13 protein-coding genes are annotated in these 20,621 nt (G+C 65.1%); 12 read left to right on the top strand and 1 reads right to left on the bottom strand.

What is annotated here, in order from left to right; all coding sequences use genetic code 11:
- Positions 1-97: 97 nt before the first annotated feature.
- From HH800_RS17090 to HH800_RS17050, 9 genes are all read left to right on the top strand, one after another.
- Positions 98-2,830 (top strand): TonB-dependent receptor, encoded by a 2,733-nt coding sequence (locus HH800_RS17090; RefSeq protein ID WP_169861801.1) that lies wholly within the window; start codon positions 98-100, stop codon positions 2,828-2,830.
- Positions 2,831-2,922: 92 nt separating this feature from the next.
- On the top strand, positions 2,923-4,164 hold the full coding sequence (gene fucP / locus HH800_RS17085; protein WP_169861800.1) for an L-fucose:H+ symporter permease: 1,242 nt from the start codon (positions 2,923-2,925) through the stop codon (positions 4,162-4,164).
- Positions 4,161-4,985 (top strand): amidohydrolase family protein, encoded by an 825-nt coding sequence (locus tag HH800_RS17080; RefSeq protein WP_169861799.1) that lies wholly within the window; start codon positions 4,161-4,163, stop codon positions 4,983-4,985. Before fucP ends, HH800_RS17080 begins: the two co-directional genes overlap by 4 nt.
- Complete coding sequence (locus tag HH800_RS17075) at positions 4,982-5,965, top strand: aldo/keto reductase (RefSeq protein WP_169861798.1); 984 nt, start codon at positions 4,982-4,984, stop codon at positions 5,963-5,965. Before HH800_RS17080 ends, HH800_RS17075 begins: the two co-directional genes overlap by 4 nt.
- Positions 5,958-6,266 carry a UxaA family hydrolase gene (locus HH800_RS17070; RefSeq protein WP_037520171.1) on the top strand — a complete coding sequence of 103 codons (309 nt, stop codon included), beginning with the start codon at positions 5,958-5,960 and terminating at the stop codon, positions 6,264-6,266. Before HH800_RS17075 ends, HH800_RS17070 begins: the two co-directional genes overlap by 8 nt.
- Positions 6,263-7,465 (top strand): UxaA family hydrolase, encoded by a 1,203-nt coding sequence (locus HH800_RS17065; RefSeq protein ID WP_169861797.1) that lies wholly within the window; start codon positions 6,263-6,265, stop codon positions 7,463-7,465. Before HH800_RS17070 ends, HH800_RS17065 begins: the two co-directional genes overlap by 4 nt.
- On the top strand, positions 7,438-8,205 hold the full coding sequence (locus HH800_RS17060; protein ID WP_169861796.1) for an SDR family oxidoreductase: 768 nt from the start codon (positions 7,438-7,440) through the stop codon (positions 8,203-8,205). Before HH800_RS17065 ends, HH800_RS17060 begins: the two co-directional genes overlap by 28 nt.
- Positions 8,205-8,549 carry an L-rhamnose mutarotase gene (locus tag HH800_RS17055; RefSeq protein WP_125997480.1) on the top strand — a complete coding sequence of 115 codons (345 nt, stop codon included), beginning with the start codon at positions 8,205-8,207 and terminating at the stop codon, positions 8,547-8,549. Before HH800_RS17060 ends, HH800_RS17055 begins: the two co-directional genes overlap by 1 nt.
- Positions 8,550-8,562: 13 nt before the next feature.
- Positions 8,563-10,182 carry a DUF5597 domain-containing protein gene (locus HH800_RS17050; RefSeq protein ID WP_169861795.1) on the top strand — a complete coding sequence of 540 codons (1,620 nt, stop codon included), beginning with the start codon at positions 8,563-8,565 and terminating at the stop codon, positions 10,180-10,182.
- A 450-nt stretch (positions 10,183-10,632) separates the two neighbouring features.
- Here the strand turns inward: HH800_RS17050 and HH800_RS17045 are convergent, their stop codons facing one another.
- On the bottom strand, positions 10,633-11,214 hold the full coding sequence (locus tag HH800_RS17045) for a gluconokinase (RefSeq protein ID WP_169861794.1): 582 nt from the start codon (positions 11,212-11,214) through the stop codon (positions 10,633-10,635).
- Between the two features lie 154 nt (positions 11,215-11,368).
- Between HH800_RS17045 and HH800_RS17040 the strand changes: the two genes are divergently transcribed.
- From HH800_RS17040 to HH800_RS17030, 3 genes are all read left to right on the top strand, one after another.
- Positions 11,369-14,392, top strand: coding sequence for a glycosyl hydrolase family 28-related protein (locus HH800_RS17040; RefSeq protein ID WP_169861793.1), 3,024 nt, complete (start codon positions 11,369-11,371; stop codon positions 14,390-14,392).
- A gap of 136 nt (positions 14,393-14,528) precedes the next feature.
- Positions 14,529-17,498 (top strand): TonB-dependent receptor plug domain-containing protein, encoded by a 2,970-nt coding sequence (locus HH800_RS17035; protein ID WP_169861792.1) that lies wholly within the window; start codon positions 14,529-14,531, stop codon positions 17,496-17,498.
- A gap of 78 nt (positions 17,499-17,576) precedes the next feature.
- Entirely contained in the window at positions 17,577-20,618 is a 3,042-nt protein-coding gene (locus HH800_RS17030; protein WP_169861791.1) for a glycosyl hydrolase family 28-related protein, read from the top strand.
- Positions 20,619-20,621 lie beyond the last annotated feature (3 nt).

Below are 20,621 nucleotides of genomic sequence, written 5' to 3'. Positions count from 1 at the left end.
GGAAATATCACGGCAGGGGAATATGTTTTTGCCGCGGCATCGCGGCGCCGAATCGATCAGTGCTCCGACCAGGGGCCAGGGGAGAGGAAGGGACCAAATGTTCAAGAATTTTAACGTGCCGTCGCGTGCGGAATTGCTCGCCGGTATCTCGCTCGCCAGCGTCATGCTGGGGTGCAGCGTGCAGGCGCACGCCCAGGATGTGGCTGCGGAACAGTCGAGCGATGCTCCTGCGTCCGAAGATGGCATCGTTGTCACCGGTGTCCGCGCCAGCCTTTCCAGCGCCCAGTCGATCAAGCGCAACAGCGACGTGATCGTCGACTCGATCGTCGCCGAAGACATTGGCAAGCTGCCCGACCGGAACGTCGCCGAAGCGCTGCAGCGCATCCCCGGTATCCAGGTGCAGCGCCAATATGGCGAAGGCAGCTCGGTCGCGATCCGCGGCCTGACCCAGGTCCGCACCGAACTCAACGGCCGCGACATCTTCACCGCCTCGGGCGCCAACCAACTGAGCCTGGAAGACATTCCGTCCGAACTGCTGGCCGGCATCGACGTCTACAAGAACCCGTCGGCCGACCTGATCGAGGACCAGCTGTCGGGCACGATCAACTTCCGCACCCGCAAGCCGTTCGACTTTGACGGTCTGAAGGTCGCCGCCACCGCGACCCAGAGCTATTTCGACCTGACCGACAAGTTCAAGCCTTCGGCCTCGTTGATGGTCAGCGACCGCTGGGACACCGGCATCGGTGAAATCGGTATCCTCGCCAGCGTCTCGTTCCAGAAGACCGCCTTCCGTCAGGACACCATCTCGACTGAGCCCTTCTACACGCTTGATCAGTCGGTTGATGCGAACGGTAATCCCGTTTCGCCGGTCGATTATGCGACCGCCGTCCAACTCGGTCGTCTTGGCCAGACCACGACCCTGCCGCACGGCACTGGTATCGGCGAAGTCTATGGCGATCGTCGTCGCCTCGGCACCGATGTCGCGCTGCAGTGGCGTCCCAGCGACACGCTGGAACTGACCGCCGAAGTCTTCCGTTCGGATTACAAGTTCCGTTACGACGATTACAGCTTCTTCGCCTATAGCGGCGACGTCGCGATTACGCCTCAGCCGGGCGCGGCCTTCACCTATGCCGACAATGGCGATTTCCAGAGCGGCACCTTCATCAACGTGCCGATCGGCAACAACACCAGCTCCCAGACCCGTCATTCGATCACGACGGACTATTCGCTGAACCTGAAGTGGAAGCCGGTCGACAATCTGACGATCACCGCCGACGGCCAATATGTCGATGCCAAGACCAAGAATCTGCGCTCGATCTTCGGCCTCAATGGCACCGCCGATACGCTGTATCAGGATATTTCGGGCTCGGTCCCGGTCGTGAACATCGGTTCGGAAACCGGCCTCACCAACCCGGCGACCTACACCAGCGCCTTCTATCTCGATAACCTCAATGAATCGAAGGCGTCGGACAAGACCGCGCGCCTCGACGCCGAATATCGCTTCGATGCCGGCATCCTGTCGTCGATCAAGGCCGGCTTCCGCTATGCCGACCGCAAGAACCGCACGATCGACACCGGCTATCGCTATACCGGCCTGTCGGGCATCCCCAGCGAACTGGAAACGGTTGACCTGGGCGACTTCTTCCGCGGCGACGCCGACCTGTTCGGCAACATCATCGCCTTCAACCGCGGCATCATCCGCAACTATCAGAACACGCTCGACACGCTGGGCATTGCCAGCGCGCCGGCCTATACCCAGAGCGGCACCAACCAGCAGCGGCAGAAGACCTTCACCGGCTATGCCACCGCCTTCTTCAAGGCCGATCCGGTCGACGGCAATATCGGCGTCCGCGTGATCCGCACCAATCTCGACGTGTCGGGCTTTTATCAGCAGACCACGATCATCCAGAATCCGGATGGCACCGAAACCAACGGCCCGACCGTGTTCAACCCGATTGCGGTGTCGGATGACTATACCTCGGTCCTGCCGAGCCTGAACCTGCGCGTCCACCTGACCGATAATCTGCAGCTGCGTTTCGCGGCCGCGAAGAATATTTCGCGCCCCAGCTTCACCCAGCTTGCTCCCAGCCTGACAATCACCGAGCCGGGTAGTGCGCAGCAAAATCAGATTCACACGGCCAGCGGCGGCAACCCGTATCTGAAGCCGATGAAGTCGGACAATCTGGACGCGACGCTGGAATGGTATTTCTCGCGGACCGGCTCGCTGACCGCGGCGGCCTTCTACAAGAATATCAAGAACTACATCCAGACTGCGGTCGCCAACCGTGAAGTGACTTTCGACAACGGCAACACCTACACTTACGAAGTGACGTCCTATGGCAATGTCGCCAAGGGCAAGGTGAAGGGCTTTGAACTGGCCTATCAGCAGTTCTTCGACTTCCTGCCCGGTCCGTTCGACGGCCTCGGCATGCAGGCGAACTTCACCTATGTGGACTCGCAGGCACCGTCGCCCGCCACCAGCGGCCCCGTCACCAACGTTCCGCTCGAACTGCTGTCGAAATATAATTACAATATCGTCGGCATCTACGAGAAGGGCGGCCTGTCGGCCCGCGTCGCCTATAACTGGCGCAGCAAATATGTCGTGACCACGGCGGGCAACGGCACCGGCAGCCTGCCGGTGTTCAACAAGCCCTTCGGTCAGCTCGACGCGTCGATCAGCTATAATGTGACGCCGCAGTTCGCGGTGGCGCTGGACGGCACCAACCTGACCAACACCCGTCGTGCGACCTATTTCGGCATCGACAGCCGTCCGCGTGACGTGGTGGTCAATGACCGTCGCATCAGCCTGACGGCCCGGATCACCTACTGATCCGCATGGGAGGCGTATAACCTCCCCCGACTGCGCAGGCCCGATCCCAACAGGGACGGGCCTGCCATGTTCGCCAATAGAGAGGATGGGTGATGCAGGCAGATGCCAGGGTAGACAGACAGGAAGATAGCGGCGCCACAAAGATGGCGGTCATGCTGACGATCGGCCTCTTCTTCCTCTGGGGCCTTGCCAATAATCTCAACGACGTGCTGATCGCCCATTTCCGGCACGCCTTCGCCCTTTCGGACTTTGCCTCGGGCCTGGTCCAGTCGGCCTTCTATCTGGGCTATTTCTGCTTCGCCATTCCCGCCGCGCTGACGGCGCAGCGTTTCGGCTACAAGGCGACGGTGATCCTGGGCCTGCTGCTGTTCGCGCTTGGCGCATTGCTGTTCCTGCCGGCCTCCGCCGCGGTCAGCTATCCCTTCTTCCTGTTCGCCCTGTTCGTGATCGCCAGTGGCCTCGCTTTCCTCGAAACCGCCGCCAATCCGATGGTCGCGGTGCTGGGAGATGCCGCCGGCGCCGCCCGCCGCCTCAACCTTGCCCAGGCGTTCAATCCGCTCGGCTCGATCACCGGCGTGGCGCTGGGCGCGACGCTGATCCTGTCCGATGCGCCGGCACAGGGCGCCGCTGCTGCCGCGGCCGTGCGCCTGCCCTATCTGCTGATCGCGCTGGTCGTGCTGGCCTGGGCGGCTCTGCTCGCGCGCACATCCTTCCCGAAGGCGGCAGTGGAGGGCCATGCCGGCGCTACCTCGCCGCTGGCCGGCTATCGCCAGTTGCTGCGTCGCCCCCGCTATCTGGCCGGGGTCGCCGCCCAATTCTTCTATGTCGGTGCGCAGGTCGGCATCTGGAGCTATCTCATCCGCTATGCGCAGGCCGCGCTGCCGGGCATCACCGCCCAGCATGCCGCCTGGCTGCTGACCCTGTCGCTCGGCCTGTTCATGGCCGGCCGCTTTGCCGGTGCGGCGCTGCTCTCCCGCTTCGATGGCGCGCGGCTGATGCGGCTGTTCGCGCTCGTCAATCTCGGCCTCGCATTGGTCGGGTGCGTCTGGCTCGGCCTGCCCGGCGTCGTCGCGCTGGTGGCCGCCAGCTTCTTCATGTCGATCATGTATCCGACCATCTTCGTCCTCTCGCTCGACGGGCTCGGCCCGCTGACCAAGCCGGGCGCGTCGATGATCGTCATGGCCATCATTGGTGGCGCTGTGCTGACCGCGCTCATGGGCCTGATTTCCGACATGGCCGGCACGATCAACGCCGCAATGCTGGTGCCCGCGCTCTGCTTCCTGCTGGTCGCGGCCTATGCCCATCGCATGCGCGGCAAGGGCGGGGCGGCATGATCGACGCCCATGTCCATCTCTGGCAGCTTGGCTGCAACGATTGCAGCTGGCCCGGCGAAGACCTGCCGGCGATCCATCGCGACTATGGGCTGGATGATCTGCTCGTGCAGCTCGATGCCAACAAGGTCGATGCCGCGATCCTGGTGCAGAGCCAGGAATCGGATGCCGACACCCATTGGCTGCTGTCACTCGCCGCCGAAACCGATCGCATCGCCGGCGTCATCGGCTGGGTTGACCTCACCGGCGATGTCGCCGCCCGCGTCGCCGCGCTGCAGGTCGCCGGGCCACTGGTCGGCATCCGCCCGATGATGCAGGGCCGCGCGTCCGACTGTTTCGACGATCCGGCACTGGCGCCTGGCTTCGCGGCGCTGGCCCGCGAAGGGCTGGTGCTCGACGCACTGGTGCGGCCGCAGCATCTCGCCTCGCTCGCCCGGCTGGCCCGGCGCCAGCCCGACCTCAGCATCATAATCGATCACGCTGCCAAGCCGCTTGTCGGCGACGCGATCCCGGCGGACTGGCGCGCCGCCATGGCCGATCTCGCCGCCTGCCCCAATGTCGCCTGCAAGCTGTCGGGCCTGCTGACAGAGCTGGCGCCGGGGGTAGGGGAGGGCGCCGCCGCTCCCTTCATCGCCGAACTGGTTGCCCTGTTCGGCCCGGATCGCCTGCTCTGGGGCAGCGACTGGCCGGTGCTGACCCTCGCGTCCGATTATGCCGACTGGCTCGACCTCGCCCGCGCCTCGGTGCCGGTGGCGGCCCATCGCGCCGTCTTCGCCGACAATGCCGCCCGCCTCTATCGCGTCACGCAGGGAGCCGCCGCATGATCGATTTCCCCAACCTGGGCATGGGCACTGCGCCCATCAGCAATCTCTATCGCGTGGTCAGCGATGCGGAAGCGTGCGCGACCCTCGACGCCGCCTTCGCCGCCGGCATAAGCTATTTCGACACCGCCCCCCATTATGGCTTTGGCCTTGCCGAACGGCGGCTGGGCGCGGCGCTCGCCGACCATGACCCGCAGGGCAGCGCGCGGGTCTCGACCAAGGTCGGCCGTCTGCTGCGGCCCACCGACGCGCAAGGCGAACGCCATGGCTTCGTCGACGCCGACCCGTTCGAGCCGCATTTCGACTATGGCCATGACGCCGTGCTGCGCTCCTTCGAAAGCAGCCAGAAGCGCCTGCGCCGCGATCGCATCGACCTGCTGCTCGCCCATGATATCGGCCGCCTGACCCATGGCGACGCGCATGATGATCATCTTGCCGCCTTTCTCGACGGCGGCTATCGGGCGATGCGCGACCTCAAAGACGCCGGCGCGATCGGCGCGATCGGCATCGGCGTGAACGAGGTCGCGATCTGCCACGAACTGCTCGACCGGGTGGAACTGGACGCCATCCTGATCGCCGGCCGCTACACATTGCTCGATCGCGGCGCGGAGGAACTGCTCGACCGCTGCGCCAGCGCCGATGTGCGGGTCATCGTCGGCGGCCCCTATAATAGCGGCATCCTCGCCCGCGATCTCAGTGGCCCGCTCCATTTCGACTATGCCGCCCCGGACCCGGCGATCCTCGCCCGCGCCCAGGCCATGGCGGCGCTCTGCCGCGATGCCGGCGTCGCGCTGCCCGCCGCTGCGCTGCAATTTCCGCTGCGCCACCCGCAGGTCATGGCCGTGATCCCCGGCCTGGTCGGCGCGGATCAGGTCCATGACACGATCGCCCGCCTGGGCGCCTCCATCCCCGACACGCTCTGGCCGGCGCTCGACGCCGCCGCCCGTGCCCATCCTCTTGCCAAGGCCCACAGCCATGCTTGAACATGACAGCCGCCTCATCCTGCTGCACCCCGACGACAATGTGCTGATCTGCGTCAGCGCGATCGAGGCGGGCGATATCCTGCCCGTCGCCGGCGGCACCATCCCCGCGCGCGAGGGCATCGCGATCGGCCACAAGATCGCCCGTGTGGCGCTGGCGCAGGGGGACAAGGTCATCAAATATGGCGCGCCGATCGGCTCGATGACTGCGCCGGTCGCGGCTGGCCAATGGGTCCATATGCACAATATGAAGAGCGATTATATCAGCAGCCACACCCGCACCGCGCTGGAGCAGGGCGCATGATCCAGGGCTGGCTCCGATCCGACGGGCGCAAGGGCATTCGCAATGTCGTCGCCGTCGCCTATCTGGTCGAATGTGCGCATCATGTCGCGCGCCGCATCGTCGACAAGGCGGATGATCCCGATGTCCAACTGATCGGCTTCCCCGGCTGCTATCCCAATGCCTATGCCGCCAAGGTGATGGAGGCGATCGCCACCCATCCCAATGTCGGCGGCCTCGTCATCGTTTCGCTCGGCTGCGAAAGCTTCAACCGCGAGAAGCTGCGCGCCGTCGTGGAAGCGAGCGGCCGCCCGGCCGAACTGCTGGTGATCCAGGAAAAGGGCGGCACCGCCGCCACCATCGCCGCCGGTCTGGAAGCGGTTGATCGGGTGCGGGCGCAGATCGCATCTGTCGAGCGCGTGCCGATGGGCGTCGAGGAACTGGTCGTCGCCACCATCTGCGGCGGGTCGGACGGCACCAGCGGCATCACCGCCAATCCGGCGGTTGGCCGCGCTTTCGACCGGCTGGTGACGGAAGGGGCGGCCTGCATCTTCGAGGAGACCGGCGAACTGGTCGGCTGCGAGAAGATCATGGCCGACCGCGCCGCCACGCCCGAACTCGCCGCCGCGATCGAGGCCTGCGTGCAGAAGGCGGAGGCCTATTATACCGTCATGGGCTTTGGCAGCTTCGCGCCGGGCAATGCCGAAGGCGGCCTCACCACCCAGGAGGAAAAATCCATGGGCGCCTACAGCAAGTCGGGCAGCTCGCGGATCGACGGCATATTGAAGCCGGGCGATATCCCCCCGATGGGCGGCCTCTATCTGCTCGACGTCGTGCCCGATGGCGAGCCGCGCTTCGGCTTCCCCAACATCTCCGACAATGCCGAGATCGTGGAGCTGATCGCCTGTGGCGCGCATGTCACCCTGTTCACCACCGGGCGCGGATCGGTGGTCGGATCGGCGATCTCGCCGGTCATCAAGATCTGCGCCAATCCCGAAACCGGCCGCCGCTTGGCCGCCGACATGGACGTCAATGCCGGCCGCATCCTGGAGGGGGAAGCGACCCTCGATCAGGTCGGCCAGGAAATCTATGATGCCATCCTCGCCGTCGCGGCGGGCGAGCGCAGCCTTTCCGAACAACTGGGCCATCAGGAGTTTATTTTGACCTACAAGGCTTTCGATCCCATCGGTCCCGAATGTCTGCCGATGGTGGCGCGCGCATGAGCGCCTCGCGCAACGGCCGCCTCGCCGGCAAGACCGCGCTCATCACCGCCGCTGCCCGCGGCATCGGCCGTGCCTCGGTCGAGCGTTTCGTGGCGGAGGGCGCCCGCGTCTTCGCCACCGACCGCGATCTCGATGCGCTTGACGGGCTGGAGGGCTGCGAGCGCCTTGCCCTCGACGTCACTGACGGCGCCGCCGTGCGCGCGCTGGCCGCTGACATCGGCCCGATCGACATCCTCGCTAACATTGCCGGCGTCGTCCATGCCGGCAATATCCTCGAATGCAGCCAGTCCGACTGGGACTTTGCCGTCGCGCTCAACATGACCGCCCAATATCACACCATTTCGGCCTTCCTGCCGGGCATGGTGGAAAAGGGCGCGGGCGCGATCGTCAACATGTCCTCCATCGCCAGCTCGGTGAAGGGCATCCCCAACCGCTTCGCCTATGGCGCGACCAAGGCGGGCGTGATCGGCCTGACCAAGGCGGTCGCCGCCGATTTCGTCGGGCAGGGCATTCGCTGCAACTGCATCTGCCCCGGCACCGTGGACACGCCTTCGCTGCAACAGCGGCTGCACGACACCGGCGATTATGAAGCCGCCCAGACCGCCTTCGTCGCGCGCCAGCCGATGGGACGCCTCGGCAAGGCGGAGGAGATTGCCGGCCTGGTCCTCTATCTCGCCAGCGACGATGCCGCCTTCACCACCGGCGCGGTCCATGTGATCGACGGCGGCTGGGTGATGTGATGCGTCATGTGTTGCTGATCGACCTGGCCGACGATGCGGCCGCCATCGCCCAATATGAGGCTTGGCATGCGTCCGGCGCACTGCCGCCGGACATCGGCGCCAGCATCCGTGCCGCCGATGTCCGGGCGATGGATATCTATCGCAGCGGCAACCGGCTGGTCATGCTGATGGAGACCGGCCCGGATTTCGACCCGGCGGCCAAGGCGGCGGCCGACGCCGCCGATCCGGCGGTGCAGGCCTGGGAAGCGCAGATGGACGGCGTCCAGCGGCCGTTGCCCTGGTCCGTCCCCGGCGCCAAATGGACCGCCGCCACCCGCATATTTTCCCTAGACGAACAGCCCTGAGAGACCCGATCTGATGCGCAATCTTCTTCCCCTGCTCACGGGCGCCATGCTGCTCGCCACCCCCGCGCTCGCCCAGAATGGCAGCCAAGTGCCGCATATCGAGAGCAAGAATGGCCGCCACGCCCTGATCGTCGATGGCGCGCCCTTCCTGATGCTGGGTGGCCAGGTCAATAACAGCAGCAATTATGCCGCCCCCCTGAAGCAGGTCTGGGACCGGCTCGACAGCATCCATGCCAATACGGTGGAAGTGCCGGTCGCCTGGGAGCAGCTTGAGCCCAAGGAAGGCGAGTTCGACTATAGCTTCGTCCAGACCCTGCTCGACGAGGCGCGCGCCCATGACAAGCGCATCGTCCTCCTCTGGTTCGGCGCCTGGAAGAATACCGGCCTTGCCTATACCCCCGACTGGGTGAAGCTCGACAATCGCCGCTTCCCGCGCATGAAGACCGCCGATGGCAAGGATCATGGCGTGCTTTCGCCCCATGGCGCGGCCACGCTGGCGGCGGACAAGCGCGCCTTTTTGAAGCTCATGACCTATGTGCGCGATCATGATGCGCAGAATACGGTCATCATGGTGCAGCCCGAAAATGAGGTCGGCAGCTACCAGAATCCCCGCGACTTCAGCGCCACCGCGCAGAAACTGTTCGACGGCCCGGTCCCGGCCGAACTGACCCGTGCGCTCAAGAAGCCTGCGGGCAGCTGGAAGAGCGTGTTCGGCGACACCGCCGACCGCACTTTCAACAGCTGGTACACCGCCCGCTATATCGAGGAACTGGCCAAGGCCGGCAAGGCGATCAAGCCGCTGCCCATGTATGTGAACGCCTCGCTGACCGATCCCTATAAGCCGGTCGATCCGATGACCGTGTCGAGCGGCGGTCCGCAGGGCGACGTGATCGACATCTGGAAGGCTGCGGCCCCCTCGCTCGATCTCGCCGCGCCCGACATTTATGACCGGGGCAGCCGCAACGTCTTCAAGCATCTCGACCTCTATACCCGGCCCGACAACGCGCTGATGGTGCCGGAAATCGGCAATGCCGCCGAATATGCCCGCTATTTCTGGTCGGCGCTGGGGCGCGGCGCGATCGGCTTCGCGCCCTTCGGCATGGATGATGCCGACTATTTCAACTATCCGCTCGGCGCCAAGAGCTTCGACGATGCGACCATCCACGCCTTCGCCTCGAAATTCGGCGTACTCGGCGCGGCCATGCGTCCCTGGGCGAAGATTGCCTTCGCCCACCCGACCTGGGGCGCGGCGCGGCCGGACGACGGCACGCCGCTCAGCACCACCATGGGCGACTGGACGGTGACGGCCAGCTTTGGCCAGTGGCAGTTCGGCCAGCGCGAATGGTTCCCCAATGCCGACACCCCGGCCTGGGACAAGGCGATGGTCGGCGGCATGGTCGTGGCGCAGCTTTCGGCCAATGAATTTCTCTTCACCGGCGATCATGTCCGCGTTCAGTTCGGCGCGCGCGAAGGCGCCCCGGCCAACGGCATGATCGTCAAGGTCGAGGAAGGCCATTTCGAGGGCGACAACTGGGTCTTCGACCGCGTCTGGAACGGCGACCAGACTGATTATGGCCTCAACATCATCGACAAGCCGGTCTGGCTCAAGGTGACGATGGGCCGCTATCGCTAAGCCGCACGCGACCCAATTCCTCCCCAAGCTTGCTTGGGGAGGGGGACCGCCGCAGGCGGTGGAGGGGCACAAGCCCAATAGCGCAGCACTAATAGGCTCCTGCCCCTCCGTCAGCGCTTCGCGCTGCCACCTCCCCGTTCCGGGGAGGAATGTCCGACATTGGTCGCCTGCGCTCGTCTGGCGGCGCTTTCCTATTCGGTCTTTCTCTGATCTATCCTGCCGGATGGAACAGGCCATTCTTCCGCCATCACGCCTTTCGCCGGTTCGTTATTCGGCGTCGCGCGCGCCGCCCGGCGCCGGTCCGACTGTCGCCTTGCTGTCGCTTCACTGTCGCCTGACTGTCGCGTCAAAGGAGCGTCAGTGTCGCGTCCCTGTCGCTTCGTCGGCGCGTGACAGGCGCATTACGCCCATTTTCGGCCCGCCATTGCTGGCTATCGACACTATGAACTTTCAACTGTCGCGTCGGTGTGACCCTATCCCAGCCAGGCCAGATCCCAGCCAGGTCAGGGCCCGGTCGCGCAGCTCGGTCGCCGGGACATTGGTGGTCAGGATCATCGCCCCTTCCTCGGGCAGCGGCGGTTCCAGCGTGGCGAGCTGGCTGTCGAGCAGGCTGGCGGGCATATAATGGCCCGGCCGGTTGCCCAGCCGCGCCAGCAGTTCGTCGCGGTCATTGTCGAGCAGGATGAAATGCACCGGCACGCCGATCGCCGCGCGCAGCCGGTCGCGATAGGTGCGCTTCAATGCGGAGCAGGCCGCCACCGCCACGCCCTGCGCCGCCACCGTGCCCGCGATCGCCGCGCCCAGCCGGTCGAGCCAGGGCCAGCGATCATCGTCGGTCAGCGCCTGCCCGCCGCGCATCTTCTCCACCGCCGCCGCCGAATGATAGATGTCGCCCTCCAGGAACGGGCAGTCCAGCGCCTGCGCCAGCATCGCGCCCAGCGTCGACTTGCCACAGCCGCTCACCCCCATGACGATGACGGCGCGTCCCACGGCTTTGGGCGAAATGGGGGCAGGGTCGGCGAAAATCGGCAAGCGGGCGTCCTTGGTCGCTGGGGCAGGGGGATCGGTCTTCCCGCTATAAGGCCGCGTCACCCCACAGGAAAACTACGACCTTTGTCGCAAGTGCCAAGCCGCGACCGCTCCCCTAGCCATGCACCATCTATAAAAATGAGGATGGGAGGCGGACATGATCGGACGCAGCATGATCGCGGCTTTGCTGGCGGCAACAAGCATCGGGGTACCGGCCTTTGCCGCGACGACCTCGGTCTTCCCGGTCGCGCCGGCCGAGCCCCATGCGGTGACGGTGAAGGCGGTCGGCGATGGCCGTGCCGATGACAGCGCCGCGATCCAGCAGGCGCTCGACCAGGCCCGCGACGCGACCGGCCATGGCATCGTCTTCCTGCCGTCGGGCACCTATCGCATCACCCGCTCGCTGATCGTGCCGGCGGGCGTGCGCGTCTATGGCGTCGGCCCGACCCGGCCGGTGCTGTTGCTCGGTGCCAACACGCCGGGCTTTCAGCAGGGCGTGTCGACCATGGTGATCTTCGCTGGCGGCGATCAATATCAGGTTGGCAAGGTGCCGGTCCCGGTGCCGACGGTCGTGCCCCGCGACAAGATCGTTCGCGACGCCAATTCGGGCACCTTCTATTCGTCGATGAGCAATGTCGATATCGAGATCGGCGCGGGCAATCCGGCCGCCGCTGGCGTGCGCTTCCGCATGGCCCAGCATGCCTTCCTCAGCCATATGGAATTCCGCCTCGGCACCGCCTTCGCCGGCGTCTATCAGGCCGGCAACGTGATCGAGAATGTCCATTTTCAGGGCGGTCGCTATGGCATCGTCACCGAAAAGACCTCGCCCGCCTGGCAGTTCACCCTGCTGGACTCCAGCTTCGACGGCCAGCGCGACGCCGCCATCCGCGAGCATGAGGTCGACCTTACCCTCGTCAATGTCGCGATCAAGAACACGCCGGTCGGGATCGAGATCGACCGGGGCTACAGCGACAGCCTCTGGGGCAAGGATGTCCGGTTCGAAAATGTGTCCAGGGCCGGGGTCGTCATCTCGAACGAGAAGAATGTCTTCACCCAGGTCGGCTTCGATAATGCGCTGGCGGTCAACAGCCCGGTCTTCGCCCGCTTCCGCGACAGCGGCAGGACGATCGACGGCAAGGGCAAGACCTATAAGGTCGCCAATTTCTCCTATGGCCTCGCCGTCCCGGCACTCGGCCACACGGGCGATTATGCCACCACCGCCGACATCCAGCCGCTCTCCGCCATGCCGGCGCCCCGCGCGTCCGCGATCCGCGACCTGCCGCCGATGGAGCAGTGGGTCAATGTCCGCACCCTGGGCGCAGTCGGCGACGGCAAGGCGGACGACACCGCCGCCCTGCAAAAGGCGATCGACGCCAACCGCATCCTCTATTTCCCGACCGGCTTCTACAAGGTGACGGACAGGCTGACCCTGCGCCCGGACAGTATCCTGATCGGCCTGCACCCGGCTATCACCCAGCTCTTCATTCCCGACAATAACCCCAAACATGCCGGCCTCGGCGCCGTCCTGCCGATCCTCGAAAGCCGCAAGGGCGGCGACAATATCCTCTCCGGCCTCGGCCTCTTCACCGGCCGGGTGAACCCGCGCGCCTCCGCCCTGCTCTGGCGATCGGGCGAACAGAGCCTGGTCGAGGACGTCAAGATAATGGGCGGTGGCGGCACGCCCACTGCCGATGGCAAGATGCTCGGCACGCTGCGCGTCAACACCGGCGATCCGGTCACCGACAGCCGGCTCGACGCCCAATATCCCAGCATCTGGGTGACGGACGGCGGCGGCGGCACCTTCGCTGACGTGTGGAGCCCCAACAGCTTTGCCCAGGCGGGCTTCTACATCACCGACACCGATACGCCCGGCCATGTCTATGAAATGTCGGTCGAACATCATGCCCGCAACGAGATTGTGCTCGACAATGTGCGCAACTGGGAGTTCCTGGCGCCCCAGACCGAGCAGGAAGTGGATGACGGCCCCGACGCCATCTCGCTCGATATCCGCAACTCCAGCAACCTGCTGTTCGCCAACTATCATGGCTATCGCGTCACCCGGACCTATGCGCCGGAAAAGAGCGCGGTGAAGATCACCAACTCCGGCAATATCCGCTTCCGCAACGTCCATGTGAATGGCGAGAGCGGCTATGCCACCTGCGACGATGAAGGCTGCGGCACCTTCCTGCGCGCCAGCAAATATCCGTTCGACAATGCGATCGAGGATGTCAGCCGCAAGCTGCTGGTGCGCGAGCGCGAGTTTGCCGCGCTGGATATCGGCCCGGCCGGCAGCGCGGTCCCTGCGGTCGCGCCTTCGGGCACGAAGGTCGAGAAGCTGGAGGATGGCTTCTGGTCGATCTCCGGCGCGGCTGTGGACGCGCAAGGGCAGCTCTATTTCATCGACCGCCGCTTCCAGCGCATCCACCGCTGGAGCGAGGGCAAGGGGCTGGAGATCGTTCGCGACCATGCGCTCGATCCGGTCAATCTGGCCATCGACGCTTCGGGTCATGTCATGGTCCTGTCCTCGCTCGGCGCGAAGGGGGGCGCCTATTCGTTCGACCCCGCCGGTCCAAAGGACGCGCTGACGCTGATCCAGCCGACCCCGGTGCGCAGCTCTGGCGCGGCCAAGACGCTGCTGCCGGTCAACTGGTGGAATAATGGCGAGTTTCGCGACCAGCTCGACCCCAAGACCTACGAGTTCACGACGCTGGCCGAAATGTTCGCCCGTGACGTCGGCACGCCCAAGGCCAAGGAATATGTCTCACCCGACGGCAGCCTGTCCCTGCCGGCCTTCCGCGTCTGGCAGCAGGGGCCGATCGATCATACCGGCTGGCGCTGGTCCGATGGCCTCAACGCCAATGGCTTCGTCTCCGGCAAGATCGGGGATCGGCTGTTCGTCACCAACGGGTCGGAGAATATCACCTATAGCGGCACGGTGGGGCCGGGCGGCACGCTGACCGGCCTCAAACCCTTCGCCAATCGCGGTGGCGAGAGCGTCGCGGTGGACGGGCAGGGCAGGGTATTCGTCGCCAATGGCCAGATCTTCGTCTACGGCCCCGACGGCAAGGAATCTGGCCGCATCGACGTGCCCGACCGGCCGCTCCAGATCCTGTTCGGCGGCCCCGACAAGCGCACGCTTTTCATCCTGACGCACCACGCGCTTTACGCCGCAAAGCCCTGAAAAAGCGACGGTTCACCGCCGCCTACGACCTATGTCGTAAGTGCGGTGGCGACCGCTCGGGATTAATACTCACACAATAGCCCGCCATGGGCGCGCCGACGCCGGGAGGGCGCCTGGTGACAAGAGGGGAAGAGGAATGAACGTGCAGATCGCAATCCATCGGCATATGGCGGGCGTCAGCCTGGCCGCCGTCGCCATCATGGCGCTGGCCGGCACCGCCCAGGCGCAGACCGAACCGGCGGCCGAACCCGCGCCGCAGGCCCAGACGAGCGATGCGCCGGCCGCACAGAGCGCCGACATCATCGTCACCGGATCGCGCATCACCACCAGCGGCTTCAATGCGCCGACGCCCACCACCGTCATCGGTGAGGAGCAGATCGCCAACAACGCCCAGCCCAACATCTTCAACACCATCGCCCAGCTGCCCTCGCTCCAGGGCTCGACCGGCGCCGCCACCGGCACCTTCTCCACGTCCAGCGGCCAGCAGGGCCTCAGCTCCTTCTCGCTGCGTGGCCTGGGCGCGATCCGCACCCTGACCCTGCTCGACGGCCAGCGCGTCGTTGGCGCCAATGTCACCGGCGTGCCCGACATTTCCATGTTCCCGCAGCTGCTGGTGAAGCGCGTCGACGTCGTCACCGGCGGTGCCTCGGCCTCCTACGGCTCGGACGCGGTCGGCGGCGTGGTCAACTTCATCACCGACACTCATTTCGAAGGCTTCAAGGGCAATATCCTGGGCAGCATCACCAAATATGGCGATGACGAAACCGCGCTGGTCCAGGCCGCCTATGGCAAATCCTTCATGGACGATCGTCTGCATGTCGTGGTCAGCGGCGAATATGACCATGAAGGCGGCGTGGGCGCCGGCGACTTCGGCACCGATCTCGCGGGCAGCCGCAACTGGTATCGCGCCACCACGCTGATGAACACCGGCCAGACCAACAATGGCCTGCCGCAATATAATTACCGCGATTATGCCCAGCCCTATCAATATGCCCGCTACGGCCTGATCAACAATGGCCCGCTGCAGGGCATCGCCTTCGACCAGAATGGCAATCCCTATCAGTTCAACTATGGCTCGAACGGCACGCCGACCGGCACCGGCGCGGTCACCAACTGCTATCGCGGCAACAGCTTCTGCGAGGGCGGCGACCTGTCGGGCGCACCCGGCTCGGGCGCCTCGCTCAAATCCTCGCTGGAACGCATCAACGGCTATGGCCGGATCGGCTATGATTTCGCCGACAACAACGAAGCCTATGTCACGGTCAATGTCGCGCAGGTGAAGACCAACAACCAGCCTAGCCCCGGCTATGGCCGCGCCAACCTGACCGTCCAATGTTCCAACCCCTATCTGCCCCAGTCGGTGCGTGACCAGTGCGCCACCGCCGGCATCACCTCCTTCGGCTTCGGTTCGTCCAACGCCGCCTTCCCCGATCCGCAGGTCTATACCGATCGCAAGCAATATCGCTTCGTCGCCGGTGCCAAGGGCAAGTTCGGCGCGGCCGGCACCGACTGGAATTATGACGCCTATTATGAGCATGGCATCACCATCTCGGACATCCGGGTGAAGGATATCGTGCTGCAGAACCGCTATGCTGCGGCGGCCAATGCGATCACCCTCAACGGCGCGATCGTCTGCGCCGATCCGGCCGCCCGCGCGCTCGGTTGCCAGCCGATCAACATCTTCGGTGGCTTCACCCCCTCGGCCGCCGCGCTCGCCTATGTCGCGCCGCATGACAATGGCCCGTTCCAGCACACCAAGCTGACCCAGGACGTCGCGAGCCTCAACTTCTCGGGCAATCCGGTGGAATTGTGGGCAGGCCCGCTCTCGGTCGCCTTCGGCGCCGAATATCGCCGCGAATTCTACCGTGTGAATGCCGATCCCTATGGCGCGGGCGTGTCCGATCTCAGCCCGAACAGCGCCGATTATCCCGCCGACCCGCTGCTCAATGGCGCACAGGGCAGCAACTGGGCAGCCGGCAACTACAAGAACGGTCGCGGCAAATATGAAGTCTATGAAGGCTTCGTGGAAATCGACATGCCGCTGTTCGACAGCGAAGCGGTCGGCCGCGCCAACCTGAACGCAGCGGGCCGTGGCACCCATTACAGCACATCGGGCACGGTCTGGGCTTGGAAGGTCGGCGGTACCTGGGACACGCCACTCGACGGCATCCGCCTGCGCGCCGTCACCTCGCGCGACGTCCGGGCACCCAACCTGTCGGAACTGTTCGCTGCGCCGACCGTCACGACCCTGCCGAACTTCAGCGATCCCTTCCAGGGCGCAGCGGTTCAGGCATTCCAGAACACCATCGGCAACCCCAATCTGAAGCCCGAAATCGCCCGCAACACCGAAATCGGTATCGTGCTGGCGCGCCCCTCCTGGCTGCCGGGCCTCAGCCTGTCATTCGACTATTATGACATCAAGCTGAAGGGCGTCGTCTCCAGCCTGTCGGCGCAGCAGATCGTCCAGTTCTGCTATGATGGCAATCAGGCCTTCTGTGGCGGCTTCAGCCTCGACAATGCCAATCCCAGCCTCAACTATATCAATGTCCAGCCGTTCAACCTTGCCTCCTGGCGGACCAGCGGCTTCGATATCGAGGCGAGCTATCAGTGGCAGCAACCGCTCGGCCTGCCGGGCAACTTCACCGTCCGCGCGCTCGGCACCCATATCCGCAAGTTCATTGTGGAGGCGGGCATTGCCGGTGTCGATCCGGTCGATCAGGCCGGCGCCAACAACGGCAACACCCCCGACTGGAAATGGCTGGCGGTGCAGACCTATGACAGCGGCAAATTCAGCCTGACGGTGCAGGAACGCTGGATCAGCGACGGCACCTTCGGCAACCAATATGTCGTCTGCCAGTCGTCCTGCCCGACCTCGACCGCGAACCACCCGACCATCGACTATAACAAGATGAAGGGGGCCTTCTATGTCGACATCGGCGCCACCTTCAAGTTCAGCGACCGTGTGTCCCTCTATGGCAAGGTCGACAATCTGTTCGACAAGGATCCGGTTGCCTCGCCCCAGACCAACACCGGTCTCGATATCAACCCGGCGCTCTACGACACGCTGGGCCGCATCTATCGCGCCGGTGTCCGCTTCAATTTCTGATAAAACATAACATCTCTCCCCCCAAACTTGTCCCGGTCCTGCACGGCCGGGACATCTTCTTTTTACGGAGCCTGGCTGATGTATCGTGGCGGATTGAGCGGAGCTTGTGTGTCGATGCTGCTATGTCTGATGGCGGCGCAGCCGGCTTTCGCGTCTCCGTCCGTCTACACCGCCATGCCCGACGATGCGCGCGCCGTGACGGTGAAGGGCGTGGGCGATGGCCGCGCCGATGATAGCGCCGCGATCCAGCAGGCGCTCGACGCAGCCGCCGCGACGCCCGGCGGCGGCATCGTCTTCCTGCCCCAGGGCACCTACCGCATCAGCCGTACCCTGTTCCTGTGGCCCGGCGTGCGCATCTTCGGCATCGGCGCGCAGCGCCCGGTGATCCTGCTCGGCGCCAACACGCCCGGTTTCCAGCGCGGCGTCGCCCATATGCTGATCTTCACCGGCGGCAAGCGTCAGACGGACAAGGAAAGCTGGCCCGCCGCCTTCCCCCCGGCCGGCAGCGTGCCGTTCGACAAGACAATTGCCGACGCCAATCCGGGCACCTTCTATTCCGCGCTCGGCAATATCGATTTCCGCATCATGGACGGTAATCCGGCGGCGACCGCGATCCGCTTCCATTCCGCCCAGCACAGCTTCGTCAGCCATGTCGATTTCGACATCGGTTCGGGCCTCGCCGGCCTCTACCATGTCGCCAACGAGGCGGAGGATCTGCACTTCAAGGGCGGCCGCTATGGCATCCTGGCGGAAAAGACCTCGCCTGCCTGGCCCTTCGCCCTGGTCGATGCGACGTTCGAGGGACAGCGCGACGCCGCCATTCGCGAGCATGAGGCCGGGCTGACCCTGCTCAATGTCGCCTTCCGCAATGTGCCGGTCGGGATCGAGATTGACCGGGGCTATGGCGACTGGCTCTGGGGCCAGGATGTCCGCTTCGAAAATGTTTCGAAGGCTGGCGTCATCATCTCCAACGAGAAGAATGTCTATACCCAGGTCGGCTTCCAGAATGTGCTGGCCGCCAACACCCCGACCTTCGCCCGCTTCCGCGAAAGCGGCCGGACGGTGGCGGGGCAGGGGAAGGCTTACAAGGTCTCCTCCTTCACCCATGGCCTGACTCTGCCGGGCCTTGGCCGGATCGGCGACTATAAGACCGACATGCAGGCGCAGCCGATCGCCAGCCTGCCCGCACCCGGCGCGCCCGCCATTCGCCCGCTGCCGCCCGTCGCCGAATGGGTGAATGTCCGCACATTGGGGGCGAAGGGCGACAATAGCACGGACGACACCGCCGCGCTGCAGAAGGCGATCGACAGCCACCGCGTCGTCTACTTCCCCGCCGGTTTCTACAAGGTGAGCGACACGCTGCGGCTGCGCGCCGACACGGTGCTGATCGGCCTGCACCCCAGCCTGACCCAGATCGTCCTGCCCGATGGCACGCCTGCCTTCCAGGGCGTCGGTGCGCCCAAGGCGCTCATTGAAAGCGCGCAGGGCGGCGACGCGATCGTCGCCGGTCTGGCGCTCGACACCAATGGCGCCAATCCGCGCGCGACCGGCTTGCTATGGAAGGCCGGCGCCAACTCCATGGTCAACGACGTCAAGTTCCAGGGCGGCCATGGCACCGATGCCTTCGATGGCAGCCGGCGCAATCCCTATAACAACAACGCCACCGCCGATCCCGACGCATCGCGCCGCTGGGCCGGCCAATATGCCAGCCTCTGGGTGACGCAGGGGGGCGGGGGCACCTTCGCTAATATCTGGAGCCCCAGCACCTTCGGCCATCCGGGCATTTTGATCTCCGATACGGACACGCCGGGCCGGTTGATCCAGGCCTCGGTCGAACATCATGTCCGCACCGAAATCGGCCTCAACCGCGTCGCCAACTGGGAATTGCTGGCGCCCCAGACCGAGGGGGAGGCGGGTGAGAGCGGCGATGCCGTCGCGCTCGAAATCCGCGACTCCCGCAACATTCTGGTCGCCAATTTCCACGGCTATCGCGTCACCCGCACGCGCAAGCCTGCGCCGACCGCCGTGTCTCTCTACAATTCGCACGACATCCGCTTCCGCAATGTCCATGTGAACGCGGAAAGCGGGGTCGGCACCTGCGACGAAAATGGCTGCGGCACCTTCCTGCGCCTCACCAAATATCCGTTCGAAAACGCCATTCAGGATATCACCCATGGCCTGGAAGTGCGCGAACGCGAGTTCGCCGTGCTGGACGTGCCGGCGAAGCCCGACCCGGTCGCCCCCTCGACCTTCGGCGGCGCCAGCGTGGAGAAACTCGCTGACGGTTTCTACGGGTTGGGCGGTGGCGCGGTGGACGCACAGGGCCGGCTCTATTTCGTCGACCGCTTCTTCCAGCGCATCTGGCGCTGGTCCGACGCGGGCCGGCTGGAGATGATCCGCGACGCCGCGCTCGATCCGGTGAACCTGACCATCGACAAGTCGGGCAATCTGCTCGTCCTTTCCTCCTATGGCCGCAACGGCACCGTCTATAGCGTCACCCCCGGCGCGCCGGACGCGCAGGTCAGCGTCATCCCGGCGACGCCTGCGGGGCAGGGCAGCGCATCCACGATCTTCCCGGTCAACTGGTGGGTGAATGGCGAGTTCAGGGACCAGATCGATCCCAAGACCTATCAGTTCACCGCGCTTGCCGACATGTTCGCCCGCGACGCCGCGCAGTCCAATGCCCAAGCCTATGTCTCACCCGATGGCAGCATCGCCCTGCCAGCCTGGCGCGTCTTTGCCCAGGGACCGGTCGACCATCGCGGCCTGCGCTTTTCCCACACGCTCGACAGCTATGGCTTCGTTCAGGGCAAGCCGAGCCAGCGCATCTATGTCACCAACGGATCGGAAAACCGCACCTACAGCGCACTAGTCTCCGGCAACGGCACGCTGACCGACCTCAAGCCCTTCGCCGATCGTGGCGGGGAGGGCGTGGTCAGCGACGCGCAGGGCCGGGTCTATGTCGCCAATGGCCAGGTCTTCGTTTATGCGCCCGACGGTAAGCCGATCGGTCGGATCGATGTGCCCGAACGGCCGCTACAGCTGCTGTTCGGCGGCCCGGACGGCAAGACCCTGTTCATGCTGTCGCACCACGGCCTTTACGCGGCGCGGGTGGAATAGGGG

This window comes from Sphingobium yanoikuyae, from assembly GCF_013001025.1.
Classification (GTDB): Bacteria; Pseudomonadota; Alphaproteobacteria; order Sphingomonadales; family Sphingomonadaceae; genus Sphingobium; species Sphingobium yanoikuyae_A.
The sequence above is the reverse complement of the archived record's forward strand: the minus strand, read 5'-3'. Positions and strand labels throughout refer to the sequence as shown.

Coding starts and splice junctions, on each gene's coding strand:
- HH800_RS17090 (WP_169861801.1), top strand. CDS start 98: ATGTTCAAGAATTTTAACGTGCCGTCGCGTGCGGAATTGCTCGCCGGT.
- fucP (WP_169861800.1), top strand. CDS start 2,923: ATGCAGGCAGATGCCAGGGTAGACAGACAGGAAGATAGCGGCGCCACA.
- HH800_RS17080 (WP_169861799.1), top strand. CDS start 4,161: ATGATCGACGCCCATGTCCATCTCTGGCAGCTTGGCTGCAACGATTGC.
- HH800_RS17075 (WP_169861798.1), top strand. CDS start 4,982: ATGATCGATTTCCCCAACCTGGGCATGGGCACTGCGCCCATCAGCAAT.
- HH800_RS17070 (WP_037520171.1), top strand. CDS start 5,958: ATGCTTGAACATGACAGCCGCCTCATCCTGCTGCACCCCGACGACAAT.
- HH800_RS17065 (WP_169861797.1), top strand. CDS start 6,263: ATGATCCAGGGCTGGCTCCGATCCGACGGGCGCAAGGGCATTCGCAAT.
- HH800_RS17060 (WP_169861796.1), top strand. CDS start 7,438: ATGTCTGCCGATGGTGGCGCGCGCATGAGCGCCTCGCGCAACGGCCGC.
- HH800_RS17055 (WP_125997480.1), top strand. CDS start 8,205: ATGCGTCATGTGTTGCTGATCGACCTGGCCGACGATGCGGCCGCCATC.
- HH800_RS17050 (WP_169861795.1), top strand. CDS start 8,563: ATGCGCAATCTTCTTCCCCTGCTCACGGGCGCCATGCTGCTCGCCACC.
- HH800_RS17040 (WP_169861793.1), top strand. CDS start 11,369: ATGATCGGACGCAGCATGATCGCGGCTTTGCTGGCGGCAACAAGCATC.
- HH800_RS17035 (WP_169861792.1), top strand. CDS start 14,529: ATGAACGTGCAGATCGCAATCCATCGGCATATGGCGGGCGTCAGCCTG.
- HH800_RS17030 (WP_169861791.1), top strand. CDS start 17,577: ATGTATCGTGGCGGATTGAGCGGAGCTTGTGTGTCGATGCTGCTATGT.